At 33.9% G+C, this 16,881-nt stretch carries 14 protein-coding genes and 1 pseudogene; 9 read left to right on the forward strand and 6 right to left on the reverse strand.

Translation table 11 applies throughout. The features are described from left to right. The first annotated feature begins 795 nt into the window (after positions 1-795). Both ltrA and ABE34_RS04345 read left to right on the forward strand, forming a co-directional pair. Entirely contained in the window at positions 796-2,568 is a 1,773-nt protein-coding gene (gene ltrA, locus ABE34_RS04340; RefSeq protein ID WP_197139928.1) for a group II intron reverse transcriptase/maturase, read from the forward strand. A 737-nt stretch (positions 2,569-3,305) separates the two neighbouring features. Continuing rightward, positions 3,306-3,605, forward strand: a complete 300-nt coding sequence (locus ABE34_RS04345; RefSeq protein ID WP_197140730.1) for a hypothetical protein — start codon at positions 3,306-3,308, stop codon at positions 3,603-3,605. A 482-nt stretch (positions 3,606-4,087) separates the two neighbouring features. Here the strand turns inward: ABE34_RS04345 and ABE34_RS04350 are convergent, their stop codons facing one another. From ABE34_RS04350 to ABE34_RS04360, 3 genes are all read right to left on the reverse strand, one after another. Continuing rightward, entirely contained in the window at positions 4,088-4,801 is a 714-nt protein-coding gene (locus ABE34_RS04350; protein ID WP_197140732.1) for a hypothetical protein, read from the reverse strand. Between the two features lie 460 nt (positions 4,802-5,261). Further along, positions 5,262-5,543 (reverse strand): acylphosphatase, encoded by a 282-nt coding sequence (locus ABE34_RS04355; RefSeq protein ID WP_197140733.1) that lies wholly within the window; start codon positions 5,541-5,543, stop codon positions 5,262-5,264. Between the two features lie 41 nt (positions 5,544-5,584). Continuing rightward, complete coding sequence (locus tag ABE34_RS04360) at positions 5,585-7,312, reverse strand: globin-coupled sensor protein (RefSeq protein ID WP_197140735.1); 1,728 nt, start codon at positions 7,310-7,312, stop codon at positions 5,585-5,587. A gap of 127 nt (positions 7,313-7,439) precedes the next feature. Here ABE34_RS04360 and ABE34_RS04365 point away from each other — a divergent pair, with 127 nt between their 5' ends. Beyond that, positions 7,440-7,721: a DUF1033 family protein gene (locus ABE34_RS04365; RefSeq protein ID WP_197140736.1), complete on the forward strand. Its 282-nt coding sequence runs from the start codon at positions 7,440-7,442 to the stop codon at positions 7,719-7,721. A gap of 224 nt (positions 7,722-7,945) precedes the next feature. Further along, positions 7,946-8,146, forward strand: a complete 201-nt coding sequence (locus ABE34_RS04370; RefSeq protein WP_049665398.1) for a cold-shock protein — start codon at positions 7,946-7,948, stop codon at positions 8,144-8,146. Between the two features lie 1,264 nt (positions 8,147-9,410). Here ABE34_RS04370 and ABE34_RS04375 read toward each other — a convergent pair. After that, positions 9,411-10,175 (reverse strand): YheC/YheD family protein, encoded by a 765-nt coding sequence (locus ABE34_RS04375; protein ID WP_197140738.1) that lies wholly within the window; start codon positions 10,173-10,175, stop codon positions 9,411-9,413. Positions 10,176-10,491: 316 nt separating this feature from the next. Between ABE34_RS04375 and aepX the strand changes: the two genes are divergently transcribed. The 4 genes and pseudogenes from aepX to ABE34_RS04395 form a co-directional block, all read left to right on the forward strand. Then, the gene (aepX, locus tag ABE34_RS04380) at positions 10,492-11,394 is read left to right on the forward strand and encodes a phosphoenolpyruvate mutase (protein WP_197140739.1); all 903 of its coding nucleotides are present in this window, start codon (positions 10,492-10,494) and stop codon (positions 11,392-11,394) included. A gap of 4 nt (positions 11,395-11,398) precedes the next feature. Further along, positions 11,399-12,526: a phosphonopyruvate decarboxylase gene (aepY, locus tag ABE34_RS04385; protein WP_197140740.1), complete on the forward strand. Its 1,128-nt coding sequence runs from the start codon at positions 11,399-11,401 to the stop codon at positions 12,524-12,526. Between the two features lie 108 nt (positions 12,527-12,634). Further along, positions 12,635-13,738 carry a 2-aminoethylphosphonate aminotransferase gene (locus tag ABE34_RS04390; RefSeq protein WP_197140742.1) on the forward strand — a complete coding sequence of 368 codons (1,104 nt, stop codon included), beginning with the start codon at positions 12,635-12,637 and terminating at the stop codon, positions 13,736-13,738. A 45-nt stretch (positions 13,739-13,783) separates the two neighbouring features. Next, positions 13,784-14,160: pseudogene (locus ABE34_RS04395) on the forward strand (SDR family NAD(P)-dependent oxidoreductase); the annotation flags it as partial. 120 nt (positions 14,161-14,280) lie between these two features. On the opposite strand, the gene ABE34_RS04400 reads toward ABE34_RS04395, so the two are convergent. Beyond that, positions 14,281-15,087, reverse strand: coding sequence for a S1C family serine protease (locus ABE34_RS04400; protein ID WP_197140743.1), 807 nt, complete (start codon positions 15,085-15,087; stop codon positions 14,281-14,283). Positions 15,088-15,538: 451 nt separating this feature from the next. Between ABE34_RS04400 and ABE34_RS04405 the strand changes: the two genes are divergently transcribed. Continuing rightward, positions 15,539-16,012, forward strand: coding sequence for a DinB family protein (locus ABE34_RS04405; RefSeq protein WP_197140745.1), 474 nt, complete (start codon positions 15,539-15,541; stop codon positions 16,010-16,012). Positions 16,013-16,169: 157 nt separating this feature from the next. Here ABE34_RS04405 and ABE34_RS04410 read toward each other — a convergent pair whose 3' ends face one another. Further along, positions 16,170-16,775: a TetR/AcrR family transcriptional regulator gene (locus ABE34_RS04410; protein ID WP_197140746.1), complete on the reverse strand. Its 606-nt coding sequence runs from the start codon at positions 16,773-16,775 to the stop codon at positions 16,170-16,172. Positions 16,776-16,881 lie beyond the last annotated feature (106 nt).

Consider the following 16,881-nt stretch of genomic DNA (forward strand, 5'->3'; position numbering starts at 1 on the left):
GTGCGAAATGTTTCTAGTTTAAATTGAGAATGGTCACATTACTCAGGTAAAGGCTAGACAGTTCCTTTCGGAACTGAAGGGTTATATCGAAGAATCAAATGATGAGGTAACGCTCGGAAGGGTTCTCTCTTAGTCGAATAGCACTGGATTTAGTAAGAATGATTGTGTTATAAGCTCGGTGAAAAGGCGTGAGAAATTACCGTACCAGGTCCGCTGACGAAAGCCTACTCGAGGGAGTGGTGTAATTCATGATGCTTGAGTTGAATGAATATGGTGAGAATGCAAATAAACCGAAAAGAAATGGTTAAGCTGACGAACTTCTGAATGTACGGGTCTAGAACTGCGATACATAGAAATGTGTATATCACCAAATTGTGAGGTTAGATGTGGGTGAGTAAGACTAACTAATATGAAAATCCATGATACGTTACAGGCGTATGTATCTAACAGGCTTAGAGGAAGCACCTAAGTTCATTCTATAATAGATATAATTCAACGTTTTAAGCTGATAACGTGGAGGGCTTACTCCCCTAAGAAACGTTGACAAGGAAAGCAATAATGATACTAGTTACTGTATAACTTGCCTTTATATCAGTGAAAGTGGTGGCACAGTACCAATGAAGTGTCTAATCCACATGGAGGGATAGCCACTAGACTAATAAAGATTTATTCAACCAAGTAAGGCAGTTCTTTATCGATTAATAAGGTTCTTGTGAGACTAATAGAGGTTTAACTCCAAAAGGAGTCACCGACTTATTGAAACGGAAGAAACTGAGACACAATGAGTATTATAGTATGCAAGATTGTTTTGATACACTCTACGCTCAAAGTGTTTGTGGTCATCATTTCTATAACTTAACAGAATTAATGAGTTCTAAGGATAATATACGTCTTGCCTACCGAAACATCAAAAGAAATACAGGTAGCAAAACTGCGGGAATCGATAAATTAACAATTAATGATATTCTGCATTTACCAGTTGTAGATGTAATAGCTAAAGTTCAAGGTATGTTCAAATGGTATGAACCACAACCAGTTAGACGGGTTTTCATTCCAAAAGGAGTAGATAAAACTAGACCTTTAGGGATACCGACGATATGGGATAGAATTTTTCAACAATGTGTACTGCAAATTTTAGAGCCAATCTGTGAAGCTAAATTCCATAAACATAGTTATGGTTTTAGACCAAATCGCAACACTCATCATGCCAAAGCTAGACTTGAATTTCTCATTAACCAATCTGGACTACATTATTGTGTTGACGTAGATATTAAAGGTTTCTTCGATAATGTAAATCATAGCAAACTTTTAAAACAAATGTGGTCAATAGGCATTAGGGATAAATCCCTTCTTTCTATTATATCTAGGTTATTAAAAGCAGAGATTGTAGGAGAAGGTATTCCTACAAAAGGAACACCGCAAGGTGGTATTCTTTCACCTTTATTATCTAACATTGTGTTAAATGAATTGGATTGGTGGGTTAGTGACCAATGGGAAACATTTGAAAGCAATTATACGTATTCGACTAATGGTAGTAAGTATCAGCAATTAAAGAAATCGAGTTTGAAAGAGTGTTTTATTGTCCGTTATGCGGATGATTTTAAGGTGATGTGCCGAACAAGGTCACAGGCAATTAAAATAAATTATGCATTAAAAGAATTCTTGAAAAAGAGATTACACTTGGAGACGAGTGAAGAAAAATCAAAGGTCGTGAACTTAAAGAAAAACTCTTCAGAGTTTCTAGGATTTACAATAAAAGCCATAAGAAAAGGTAAGACCAGATTTGGTTTCGTAGCAAAGTCTGATATGTCAAAAAAGGCTAAAGCAAATGCCTTTCAAAAGATTAAAGAAGCGATAAAAGTAATCAAGAGAAAACCCTGCATTCAGACCGTTTGGAATTTTAATACCGTTGTAATGGGTATCCAAAACTATTACTCAGCTGCAACTCAAATTACAATTAACTTGAATGAGTTAAATCTATATCTACGCAAGACGTTATACAATCAACTAAAGAATATTCGAACAGAGGCAAGTTTTCATGAGATGTCAAAGACATTACAGAAGCGATACAAAGGATATAAGTCCAAACTATTTAAAATACAAAATATGGTCTTTGTCCCCATCCATGCGCAACGATGGAGAAAAACACTTGGTTTCTCCCAAGTGATATGTAACTATACTGCCGAAGGCAGAGCAAAAATTCACAATAGCCTAAAGGCTATCAATAAAAATACGCTTTCTTACGTCATGAGAAACTACATTCCAAACAGATCTATTGAATATAACGACAACAGAATAAGTAAGTTTATTGCCCAGTATGGCAAATGTGCAATTTTAGGTGAAGAATTAGGTATTATCGACTGGCATTGTCATCATATTAATCCTTTTCACATTTCAAAAGATGATAGCTACTCAAATTTAATAGTTTTGAATAAGGCTATACATCAACTTATACATTTGAAAGACAAAGTAAAAATTGAAAAGTTCCTAAAAGCTGTAAAGCTTACAAATAAGCAATTAGAAAAAGTAAATAACTTACGACTGAAATGTAACAATGAAATAATCTAACTTTGGAAAATCTTCACTCGGCTGCTTAAAACATAGAAAGAATAAATTGGATTAGTTGGAACGCCGTATGCGGTGAAAGTCGCACGTACGGTGTGAACAGGGGGAAAAGCCAGCGATAACTTCAAAGGCTTACCTATCTGTATCAAGAAGGTTTTACTATATAAAATGGAGAATTTAACAGGAAATAATATCAAAATTGATGAGAGGTTTTGGTTATGTATTTTAAATTGTTCAAAAAAAATCTTGCTATTATAATTGCTTTTTTGCTCCTTTTGTTAATGGGCGGCGAAATCCCCAAAAAATATGTAGAAGAGAATGTTAAAAATCATTTGGAAAACTACGGAATAAAGAACTACAACATATAAGTGCTAAAAATGATGGTGAGCGTGGTGAAAGTAAGTATGGTTATGTAGAAATCTATAAACCTTATCATGTAAATCTCACATTAGCCTTTAATCGAGGAACAAATCAATTTATTCCTGACGAAAGTGACGATGTTTATTTACAACTATTTAAAGAAGCATATATTCAACAACATCCTGAACTTATCAAGGCGTCCAATCAGATTATCGAAAAATACCATTTAATGGATAGACCTTCAAAAAATTATTATCTTGATTTTAATATTGAAAAAGATCAAAAAAAAAGCTAATTGATGACCTTAGAAAGAAAGAAAAAATGACACCAATTCATTATTACCATCACTAACAAGCGATGAAAATGAATCGTTGTATCCTTTGAACAATGAGTCAGTTATTAATTTCCATTATATATTTAATGTTTACGAAAATAACAATACAATCCCGAAAGCCAGTGTTATTTTAAACGATTTTAAAGAAAGTAAAGTGTTGTGTGAAGGGAAGTATTTTTTAAATATACAGGTGGTATCTTACAAACAAAATTCAGTGACTTATTTAGGTGAAGATTATCCTGAAAACAATATTCTTTTTGTAGTCGGAAAAGATGGAGAATTTAGAGATATAAGAACATTAAAACGTACCGGATGGCTTAAGTATACCGTAGTTCCATTCCCCTAGTAATTGATGTAATAAAGTAGGTAAGAAGATTTTTATAGCTATAACACCTCTATTTAGTAACACAGTATTTTAAATTTTAGTTGTAGTACAAAGTTTAGTTTTTATGTTTCAATCTAAAAAGATAGTCCGATATTTTTTTAGGAAGGATTTTGAAATATTACACTTAAAGAAACAGGTGCTTTAGTTAAAGTATCATGGGATTGCCCTAGGTAATTCTAATTTCATTTTCAAACAACGCAACAGTTTTGAGGAGGAAGTGAATGACAATATCTATTCACGATGGTGTGTTAGTAGGATACTCAGCAAATTTTCTAGAAAATGAATTGCTATTACGAAAAAAAGAGGCTGGGACACAAGGATTTTAGCCAATGAAAAACCCGAACTATATCACGAAACGCTCAGCCTGTGTTTCGTAATTGTTCGGGTTTTCAGTTTATATTCATTGCTAATTTAAAAATTATACGTTTTTCATAAAGTACAAATTAGTTATGTCCCAGCCTCTTTTGTCGATTGCTTATGATAAGTGGAATGATACATAACGATCCAAGGAGAATGAACAGAATTAAAGTGTTGATTGGATTATCTTTTACAATTGTATCTTCTTTATGTTTTTTTTCAAATGCTCTTACTTCTTCTGTAGTATTTACTTTATCATTAGGAAGCAGTTCATTTTTATCTACATCATAGTAATAGAATCTGTGTTTGTTAAAGGTGAAAAAGTCATCATTAATCGTTTTATATGAACTTGAAATCATTGCTAAGTTCACTTTTTCCGTATCAGTCACTTTTTTTACATAGTTTTTACTTTCTTCTTTAAACATTTCTTTTTCTTTTTTTAATAAGTTAGCTGCTTCACTTTTTACTTTTTCTACATCTTGCAGCGTTGTTGCTTTTTTCAATCCTTCTTCTATTAAGGCTATTTGTTCCATTTTCATTTTTTCTTCAAATTCTTTTGTTTTTTTCTCTAATAATGATTTATCTTCTCTTGTTGTTTTGATGAGCACAGTTTTGGTTTCTTGTGCTAATATTTTAGCGGAGTCGTTTTTGTAATTATGAATTCCAATTTTGTTTTTCTCATTTACTGAATTCAGGTGCTCATCTGTACTGATTTTTGTTGCCATGCTGGTGGATGAATAAACGATACTCAATATACATATTGACAGTCCGATCACACTTAATTTTTTTATAAATTTCATGTAAATCACCCCGTTCTTTCTGTTATTATCCATGAATCTGTTTTGAATTTTCTCTCTCTTGTTCAAATGTTTTCTATTTTATGATGAATCAAGGGAATTTATGAAAAATCATAAAGTACAGCTAAAAACGAGTTCGAGTTCCAATACATTACGGCAGCAGAACAGGGAAGTCGCGTATGCACCCACTATAGATATTATTGTTTAATAGTACATGCTTTCCGTTATTAAAAGATATATCAAAAGAAGTCAAAACTATGATTTGAAATTAGGTATAAAAAAGTAAGAGGAATCGAAATAGGGGGGTAATCAATGGATCAACAGCGGTTTTTATGGATGGGAAAAATAAAAAGGACTGGGGTATTATTCCCAATCCTAATTAATAAAATTTAAATTTGGCCCCAGCAACGTCATCGAACTCATTCATTGGCTATATTAACGCTACAAAAAAGGAGTAGCCAGATTAAACAATGTCTGAGTCCATGCGTGCATAGCCTTTTAAATCATCAAAAAGCTCTAGTGCAAATGAATTGGAATCTGCTTGAGGGCTAACACCCTTTTGAACAAAGACTAAAAATTCATCTATCGCTTTTTTTGATCCTTCTACTTCAACCTCAATTTGTTCTTGATCATTAAGTTTACAGTAACCTTTTAATCCTAGCTCAATCGCTTTTTGTTTAATGAAAAAGCGGTAGCCTGTCCCATAAACGTCTCCGAAAAATTTAATTAGCGCTCGCTTATTCAAGCTTACACCTCCTAGTGAAGGGGGAAGTACCCCCTTAGTGCTTAGTGCATAACACGTTCTTGTTCTAAATAGGCAATTAAGTTATTGATATAATAGAGAACCTGCTTAGAAGCTTGATCTACTTCTTTTAAATGAACTTCAGCTTGTTCGATATTTCCAACCTTATAAGCTTCCGCTGCTAACTTCGCTGATTCATGGACATGTAAATGATATGCGTCTAAATCACGATAATCCTGCAAGTGTCCAAAACGTTCGACTGAGCGAGCAGATGTATACCAATTTCCAAGACGACAATCTGTATGCGATGAAACATCACTTGGTTGGACGTTTTCAAGACCGAGGAACATATTATAAATTCGCCATTTCCATAAAATATGGTCGGCTTTTGATAATTGTAATAGTGCTATGGACGATAACTGAACATTATTATTCGCAATAATGTCATTTCGGAATCGATTAATTTCTTTCCCTAATGCGTGAATATCTCTAGATGTGTTATGGCTATAATCACGAATATCATCTTGAAGACTAGAAATTTCAATCATTCTTGCGGATACTTCATCAATAGCTGCTGCTTGTTCCTCTGATATCGCCGCTGTATTTGTAACATCCAGATTAATACCTTCAATGGCACTAACAATCGCATTTAATAATGGTAACGATTCTTTAGCTTCAACGGTTGCTTCTTTTATAATCTCTGTCGTTTCCGTAATTGAGACTGACACATCATTTGAATAGCTCTTTAAATGATGTACATTTGTAGATACTTCACTAAGCGCGGAAACAGTGCCCTCAGCGAGCTTACGAACTTCCTGTGCAACTACGGCGAAGCCTTTACCATGTTCACCTGCTCTTGCCGCCTCAATAGAAGCGTTCAAAGCAAGTAGATTCGTCTGATCGGCAATTTGGTTGATCAACGTTACAACATTTTCAATATCATTTACCCGCTTTTGCAATTCTGAAAAGGACTCAACAATCGTTGTAAATGTCTCTTCAGTTTTAAAGATTTCAGAAAGGGCATGCTCAATGGCATTTTTTCCTTGTACGGCGTGATCAACAGATTCAGTTGTTTTTTCTGAAATACGTGAAGACATTCGTGCAACCTCATTAATAGAAGCGGCAATTTCTTCAGTTGCTGCAGTAGAGGATTGAATTTCCTCATTTTGTTTATCTAAGCTAAATACTAAATCTTTCATATACATGATTTTTGCGTTAACATCCATTAATGAAGAAATTTCAGCAACTACATTTTCAATTGTACGTTCTGTTAATACTTCAACGAGCAATTCCTGATCAACATTGACAGCAGATTGGAAGGATTTCATGTATTCAAATGCCTTATTAGGTTTTAAACCAAAATTATGTAGTATGTATGTAGTAATATAAAATGCAAATTGATTGAAGACGACGATTAACTTACCAGGCTCATATTGATTTTTTCTGAATAAATTGAAAAATTTAACGGTTTCATCTACATATTCATCATCACGAGTAGCTAAGAAAAATTGAGTTAAGTATCGATCAATATATTCTTCACTAATCGTTAGCTCAGAGGAGAGAGAGATTTCACTTAAATAATTATTAAAAATAGCGTTCATTGAAGGCGTGATATCGTTTAATTTTTTATAAAGAGTTTTTAAATTCTCTTCATCTTGAGAGTTGAAATGGTTAAATGCTAGTGTTTTATTAAAACGGCCCGTAGCATTTAAATTTGTACCACGCTTTAATAATTCATCGAGTTCGGCCTTAGGTCGAATACTTGAAAACATAAAAAAAATACCTCCAAAAATTATGAATAATAAGGTAATAATAGCATATTAAAGTGTGTATTAATAGACATTTCAAATGTCTTTGTTAAAATGAAAATATCTTATTACAGCAGGGAATGTGGCAAATATGTATACAATCATTTACATGAAAGCTGATTATGAGCCTTGGTGGAAGTTTGAGGGCTGGGAGGCTTTTATACAATCAAATGAAACCTTTGAAACAGAAGAGCAATTTGAGTCAGCTTTACAAAGAAAACTGCAACACTTCCGATCAACATATGACAATGAAGTAAAGAAAGAAGGGGGATTTTGGGCTTTTTGGTCAGAGGATGAAAGTGCTTTTTGCGAAGCTTGTGATGATGATGTACAAATTTATCACGGTATTATCGCTTTGAAATCTGAGTCATAGAAATAAAAATTTTGACATTTTAAAAAAAACATTTTTCTTTATTTGACAAAATTATGAATGATGGTTATACTTAAGTTAACAATTTAATTGCTTCACCGGAAACATGAATTCACATATTACAAAAAGTGATCGCGTTAGTACGGTACTCTTTGTAATATGTGAATTTTTTTATTCGTTGAAGAAATTACATATTGTTCACTTTTATTTTTTGGAGGTTTTCTTAAATGAAACAAGGTACAGTAAAATGGTTTAACTCAGAAAAAGGTTTTGGATTCATCGAAGTAGAAGGCGAAAACGACGTATTCGTACACTTCTCAGCTATCGGAGGCGAAGGTTTCAAAACTCTTGACGAAGGTCAAAAAGTGGAATTCGAAGTTGTAGATGGCAACCGCGGACCACAAGCTGCTAACGTAACTAAACTTTAATTCTCAGAAATTAAAATTACTTCCGTTAAACTTAAGGCATCCTATTGATATAGGATGTCTTTTTTTTGTATTCAAATAGATTTAGCCAATGAGTAAAAATACACATAGAGCTAGGTCGTCGTTTTTCTTTAAAAAATATTATAATTTTATTATGTAAACTAAAGAACATTTTATAATTGAGAGAAAAGAGGAGGGGCTGTCTCAATATATGATTGTCAAAGAAAATGTTGTGATTTTAATGGTAATAAGTATAGAACTTGCAGGAAGCAAAGGCAGGAGATACAACATGGAGCATTAGCGTGTTTTGCGACGTAGCATCAGGAGCGAAGCGAAAGTTTGACGAAAAATAACCTCTTCGTGTAAATTATCCCGAAGAGGTTATTTTACGGATAAATGCCGTAAAAGTGTTACCTAAAAATCCAAAGTTATTAGAATTTATTGTATGCTTATGCTGATATACTACATTCACATTTAAATTATTGCTATAAAGATTTTACGTGACCGGAAGCCAAATAGCTCTATATCGCATTTTTTATCGTTCCATTTTCACCATTTGACTCTAATAAAATAATTTACTCTGCATCTGCATTAGAAACAATTGTTGAATTATGCCACTTCAATGACTTGTCTTTGATTTTTTGCTTTTTTATGCTAGATATCAAAGTCTTTAATCAAGCTTATCTTCAGGTTCGTCAATTACAAAGGGCGTATTGTAAACGAGCTTCGTAGACTATTTAATATAAAATTTTATTTAAATCCCACAATAATTGATTATCAAGTTCGGAACCAAGGTCTGTATAAATTAATTGGACATTGGTAAAGTTATCTTTAATACTACTTAATGCTATCTACATAAGCACTGCGTCTTTGTTTGGGCCCGAACTTGCACCAATCAATTCGCGGTTGAAAAGATCGTCAAATAAACATAAATAGTGCCATTTTTTCCGACATGGACATATGTTAAATCACTGACTTAAACAGATAATTCTTTTCCTTGTTGGACTTATTGATATAAAACATTGGTGACAATGGCTTCATTACTACGCTTTTTTGAGGTTTGTAATAGGAAACTGAGTAATTTGATAGAATCCTGAGTTGCTTCATCATGCGACTGATACGACGTCTTCTTAAAGGTAAATTCCAAACGTTCACAAGTAATGAATGCAATTAAGTTTCTTCTTTCCAATAATTATAATAGGGAAAGTAATTTATCGATGTGGAATAGAAATATGCTGGGGACTAATATGATAACTACATTTCAAACTTAGCCTTCATTTTGCTTCTTCCTAATCTCAACAATTTTCTTCCAGATCTTCTTATCAATTTTGGCAAAACTACTTATGCTTGGCGTTGTATTTACTTCAAATAATATTGGTTTTCCCTTTGGATTTATTCCAAAATCAATGCCATATTCTCTACAAGGAAAGTGGGATGCTATTACTTCAGATGCTAAAATTGAAATTTTTTTTAGAGATGCTATTGTTTTATTTTTCTTTGTATTATCCATCATCATATAATCTGATAATAATTCATCAATCGGTATTACTTGAGAACCACGATTTGAATTCACAATCCCATGATCTTCATAAGCAATCCTTCCGTAAATACCACCGATTATCCATTTTCCTTTTAGATTTTGAACATGAACGCGAATAGAAATAGCATCCTCATTAGGGGTTAGACTCTTGATACCCTCCTGTATTATATAATTTCCGCTTAATCTCTCGTGTTTCTCATAGGGGTGTAGAATTTTATGGAAATCCTCAATTGCTGCCACACACTTATTTATTTCTTTACCTTGCATGGTAAATCCATTAAAACAATAGTGTCCATCTTTTCTTTTGTAGACTTTATAAATTGCTCTTCCTTGCCCGGTGCTAGTATGTTTCACATAAACATACTCATACCTATCTAATAAATAGATGAGGTTTTCTAGACTGTAAAGTGTTGATTCGGGAATGCAGTTAGTTGTTAAAGGATTTTGATTTAATAGTAGGAATTGTTCCCATTTCCCAAGTACATTTTTCAATAAACGCACCTCATTTAGTAAGATATTTTATTTTTTTGTATTAAGAGTGTAGTTCTCTCCTCTTATGAAGGTACTGTATTGTATGTAAATAGATTTGTCTTCCATGGGTGGGTGTGACTTAGTAACGCAATTAATCTCTCCCATTTTTCTGTTAGTGTCCCAAAATAAAATTACTACACAGAAAATAGCATTATGATTGTTCTCTATACTTCCATTTTTTGATTTTAAAATCGTTAGTTTCTAATGTATCTGCCCTGCTAATCTTTACTTTTAGTCATATGATAATACGATATGTCGAGTAAGGAGATGGAAGATATTGAAAAAGACAAAGAAATTAAAAGAATTAATATATTCAGATAAACTCGAATTTTTAATGGAAGCCCATAACGGTATTTCCGCAAAAGTTGTAGAGGAGGCCGGTTTTAAAGGGATTTGGGCGAGTGGTCTATCGATTTCAGGATCATTGGGTGTAAGAGATAATAATGAAGCTTCATGGACGCAAGTATTAGATATACTTGAATTTATGAGTGATACGACAACAATTCCCATCCTATTAGATGGAGATACAGGATATGGAAATTTTAATAATGCTCGGCGGTTAGTTAGAAAACTAGAACAATTGAATATTGCTGGAGTATGTATCGAGGATAAAATTTTTCCGAAAACGAACTCATTTATTAATGGAGAATTACAGCTTCTCGCATCGATTGAAGAATTTTGCGGGAAAATAAAAGCAATGAAAGATACGCAAGAGGATGAAGACTTTATGGTTGTAGCTAGAGTCGAGGCTTTTATTGCAGGCTTGGGATTGGATGAAGCCCTTAAACGTGCGGAAGCCTACAGAAAGGAAGGCGCCGATGCAATTCTTATGCATAGTAAAAGATCAGATTTTAAAGAAATTGAAGCATTCATGAAGGAATGGGGTAGAAGGCATCCAGTGGTTATTGTACCTACAAAGTATTATACAACCCCAACAAATGAATTCAGAAAAGTAGGAATAAGCACTGCAATCTGGGCTAACCATAACTTAAGAGCATCGATCACTGCTATGCAGAACATCTCAAAACAAATCCTAAAAGATGAGAGTCTCATTCAAGTAGAGAAATCGATTGTAAGTGTACAAGAGATTTTTAGACTCCAAAATGTTGAGGAGCTTCAAAAAGCGGAGAAGAAATATTTGCCATCAACTAATAATCAATCAAAACCGGAAACGGAGTGATGGTATGTTAAATACAAGTGAATTTGGAAATGAGCTTAAAAAACTTGGTTTTAACTTTTATAGTGGGGTCCCATGTTCATTTTTAAAGAATCTTATTAACTATTCCATAAATGAGTGTGAATATATTGCTGCAGCCAACGAAGGTGATGCAGTAGCCATTGCTTCAGGAGCATACCTTGGGGGAAGGAAATCAGTTGTTTTAATGCAAAACTCCGGTCTAACCAATTGTATTTCTCCTTTGACTTCCTTAAACTACCCCTTCCAAATACCTATACTTGGGTTTGTTAGTCTACGTGGAGAACCCGGATTGAATGATGAACCGCAACATGAATTAATGGGACAAATTACGACACAACTATTAGATCTCATGCAAATAAACTGGCAATTCTTATCTTTTGATGAGAGTGAGGCAAAGAGACAGCTTGAAGAAGCTAACAAGTGGATTGAAGCAAATCAACCATTCTTTTTTGTAGTGAGAAAGGAAACTTTTAAAAGTGAGAAATTGAAGATAGAGCAACGTCTTAATCATAAAAATAAGGAAAAAAGTGAACAAACTGACTTAGATGCACTGCCAAGCCGTTTTGACACTTTAAAAGTGATAAATGGACTCAAAGATATGAAAACAGTACTAATGGCCACAACTGGTAAAACAGGAAGGGAACTATATGAGGTCGAGGATTCTAATAATAATCTATATATGGTTGGTTCCATGGGTTGTGTCGGTTCTTTAGGTTTAGGCTTAGCCTATACGCGAAAAGATATAGATGTAATTGTTATTGATGGAGATGGTTCCCTCCTTATGCGAATGGGAAGCTTATCTACAAATGGCTACTATCAACCTGAAAATATGCTCCACATTCTTCTAGATAATCAAGTTCATGATTCAACTGGAGGGCAAAATACCGTTTCTCACAATGTTGATTTTGTCAATATTGCTGCAGCTTGCGGTTATGAAAAGTCATGCTATATCCATAGTTTACATGAACTTGAAAAATGTATTCAAGAATGGAAAATGACAAAAGGGCTGACTTTTATTTATTTAAAAATCTCAAAGGGATCTAAACAAAATCTAGGACGTCCAAAAGTTACTCCAAGTGAAGTTAAAACTCGTTTACAGAGATTTCTTAAATAATCGTTCTGAAAACAAATATTAGCAGGTCGATCTTACCTATAAGAACTTCTCTACAGAGATAATTCGAACCGCGTATAAAAGTGTAATAAAATTAAAGGGAGGAGTACCGTGAAAAAAATTAAAAGAAATATATTACTGAACCCCGGACCTGCTACTACAACAGATACGGTTAAATACGCACAAGTGGTACCTGATATTTGCCCTCGTGAAGATGACTTCAGCCAATTATTGCAATTTGTTACTTCTGAAATTACTAGTTTAGTTTCAGAAGAGAATCAATATACAACCGTGTTATTCGGTGGTTCAGGTACTGCTGCTGTAGAATCAATCTTGAGTTCAGTAATGACTGATGGGGTTTTAGTAATCATTAATAACGGAGCCTATGGAAAAAGAATGTGTGAAATTGCAGAAGCTTATCAGCTGGATTGGATTGAGTTTTTAAGTCCACCCGATCAACCTATTAAATTAGATCAGTTACAGTCATTCATTCAAAAAATTCCGCGAAAAGTATCTTATCTAGCTGTTGTGCATAATGAAACAACAACGGGATTATTAAACGATATAGAATCGATTGGCTCCATTTGTGCAGAAAATGAGATTAATATGATGGTAGATGCAATGAGTTCGTTTGCGGCAATTCCTATGAATATGAGTAAAATGAAAATAAGTTATTTGGCGGCTAGCTCCAATAAAAACCTTCAAGGAATGGCAGGAGTCTCTTTTGTTATAGCTAAAAAAAGCGAACTAGAAAAAGGAAAAACAAAAAAGCCGACAAATTACTACTTAAATCTTTATTCTCAATATCACCATTTCATCGAGACAGGTCAGATGCGTTTTACTCCGCCTGTACAAACTATCTATGCGCTAAAACAGGCAATTGTAGAATTAAAAGCAGAAGGAATAAAAGAAAGATATGAACGATATTCTAAATGTTGGGAAACTATAGTAGAAGGCCTCTCTAGACTTGGTTTAAATTATCTCGTCCCTGTTGAGCACCATTCAAAAATTATTACAGCAATAGTAGAACCCGAAAATGAAAAGTATAATTTTAAAGAAATGCATGATTATTTTTATGCTAATGGAATAACGATATATCCTGGGAAAGTTTATCAATTAAATTCTTTTAGGGTGGCCAATATTGGTGATCTTAGTAAAGATGATATAGACCTCTTTTTATCTTTATTAGAAAAATATCTTCAATCCCTGAAATAGTCAGGGAACAGTGGAAAACCTTTGTCCAACTAACAGGGGCTTTTGCAAGTAGGCTGGGTACTTCGACAAGATTTAGCGGAGGCAGCAGCCAATGTATTGATAGGGATAGGACACGAGAATACAATTTATGAGCTTTCTGGGAAGCTAATGACGCAAGAGGAATTAGTATCTGCTCTTGGAGATGTATTAGGGAAAGAAGTTCATGTACAACAAGTCGATGATGCTACTTATGCCGATATTATGAAAGGCGCAGGTGTACCAGAAGCATACCTTCCTATGCTCGTAAACACGCAAAAAGGTATTCGAGAAGGTGTTTAGAAATTGAAAGTAACGATTTAGAAAGATTACTTGGTCGCCATGCTACACCGATAAACGAAGTTCTTAGTCATATTATTAGTGAAAGTTCTCAAACAGGAAATTAAAATTAATCAAAAAATGACCTTCATTATATTTAGAAGGTCATTTTTATACAAAAGGACTAGACGGCTTTACTTCTGAAGAATTAAACAATTATGTTTTCAACCGAATTGTAGCTATAGGTATTATTTACTTAAAATATGCTGTAGCACCTCAACTGGAATAAACAAGCCAACACGACCATATGGATCTTTTTTCGCCGTTGCAAAGACAATCCCGATAACCTCGCCATCAGCATTTATGACAGGACTCCCACTATTTCCTCGATAAACAGGGGCATCCATCATCATAACAGGTTCCTGCCAATCCTCAAGGTATGTTGATTCCAGTAATGTTCCTTCATTTGCGATGCCGGTAAAGGCTAGTGGATTTCCAATGAAATACACATGTTCATTTTTGCTATAACTCGGATTATTAGCAAGTGAAAGGGAAGGTAGATCATCCCCGGATACTTGCAATAATGCTAAATCTACTTCGGGGTAACTTTCCACTATCTTGGCACCCATTATTCCTTCCTCAGGGAAAACAACGAGTATTGATTGTGCATCTTCTACAACGTGTGCATTCGTTACGATAAGTCCATCTGAAGAAATCACAAAACCAGTACCTTTACTAGAATCTGTAGAGATCTCTACAACAGCCTTTTTATATGTTTTTATATCTTCTTGCGTCGATAACCGAGCAGATACTTTCAAAAATTCAATCGCTGGAATGGAGTAAATTTGAAAGATAAGTGCAAATGTATTCAAAAATAACACAAATGCCATACTCCAGACAATCCATTTGACAATTGGTCTTTGTTTTTTGGGCTTTTCACCTTGGAGGCGTTCTTCTTGTTCTTGTGCTAACGCTTTTTGCTGTTCAGCGAGGACAAGCTCAATCAATTCTTCTTCGGACAAATCTTCATCTGTTGTTCTATGTATGTCACTCATAAAAGCCCTCCTTACTCAAAATGAAAAGCGCCCAAGCAGGACGTCTGTGAAGTAATTCTTATTCAATTTTTTGTAGGGTAGGTTTAATGCCACACGGTTCCATATTAGTGTCAACATCATGTCTTCTATATGGAATATGTCGTTGTGGTCAATGTACCCTTTAGAGCGTGTAATCTAAAGGAAGTCAGGGTAGTTATTTGCTATTTTACTTAGAGACTCTTCAGTTCTTTTCTTTCATTATACGTGAAGTCTGTTGGTTATACGAATATTATGAAATCTAGATTACAAGAGCAAGCTATTTGATAGTCGCATTGAGCCGATCATAAAAAATAATGCTCAAAAGCATTTTTATATAAAATAATAATATTATGTAAACTTAATGCTAGAAACTTGTAAGAGAGTTTCTAATTTAATATGATAGAGATGAATTTACGAAATGGGGGGCGTATAGATGTATCGACAAGTAGATGATTTTTTAAATGAGTGGTCAGCATCAGCACAAGGCACTATTCAAGTATTAAAAGCTGTAACAGATGAAAAGTTAGAGCAAAGCATCGTAGAAGGTCACAGCACATTAGGTTGGTTAGGCTGGCATTTAGTTGGTGCTGCTGGTTATTTCAGTTATTTAGCAGGTTTAAAAGTGCCAATGATTCGTCAAGAAGATCCTATCCCATCTACAGCTGCTGAAATTGTAGCCACTTACGAAAACCTAGCAAACAGTGTGAAAGAGGAAGCGGCAAAGCTATCAGATGAAGACTTGCTAGAAGAAGTAAAAGGCTTTACGGGCCCAATAGCTAGAGGTGCATTATTGCGTACACTAATCGATCATCAAACGCATCATCGTGGACAAATGACGGTGCTACTACGTCAAGCAAGCTTACCAGTACCAGGCGTAATGGGACCAACGAAAGAAATGCAAAAGTAGACTTTTAGGCAGATACTCCATGTATCTGTCTTTTTTATTTTTTTTGTGAAAATGAAAAACAATTACAATTTACGAGAAAATAGGCAATCCTAATTTATCAGTAAATAGGAAGTGCCTATTTTTGTTTAAAGTAGAATTGGTTATAAGCTTCCAATTATTAACGATCCTTATTTAATAGCAAACCATCTAAAAATATTGCAATAAAGCCTGTACTTTCTTGTAACAAATCAAAATCTTTTCCAAAAACTAACCAGTCATATAAAGAACCTCGCATACAACGAGTAATGTAAATCACAGTTTCTTGCACATTTATTCGTACAGATAATTCGCCATCCTTAATTGCTTTTTGTATAAATGAATGCAAGATTTTATACAATTTGCGTTCAGAATTAGAAAAGAAATTTCTTTCGTTTTCAATTAAGCCACTTTTATAAACAGACCGCATTAAATCCATTCCTAAATCATCTTTTAAATATGTCATTTGTGCATCAATTAATGAGATTACCTTTTCCTTGAAGGAAAGATTTACGGGCAGTGTAGTTGTAAATTCTTCATAAAAATGATCAATTTCTTTAAATTTTTCTAGGAAAATATCGTACTTTGAAGAGAAATGACCATAAAATGCTCCTTTTGAGCTGTTGCTTTGCTGAACAATTTCATCAACCGTTACTTGATCAAAGCCTTTCGTTTGGAACAATGTAAGCGCTGTTAAATATATATGTTTCTTCGTTTCTTGAGCCTGCTGTTTTCTTGTCATTTTCATATCTACATCACCTAATTCCCACTAGATTTGCTATTTAACTGTAGCATAATACTCGCTTATGTCATTAACTTATTTTCAGAATTATTAGAAAAAATATTGACAAATA

The organism is Lysinibacillus sphaericus (assembly GCF_015844675.1).
GTDB lineage: Bacteria > Bacillota > Bacilli > Bacillales_A > Planococcaceae > Lysinibacillus > Lysinibacillus sphaericus_E.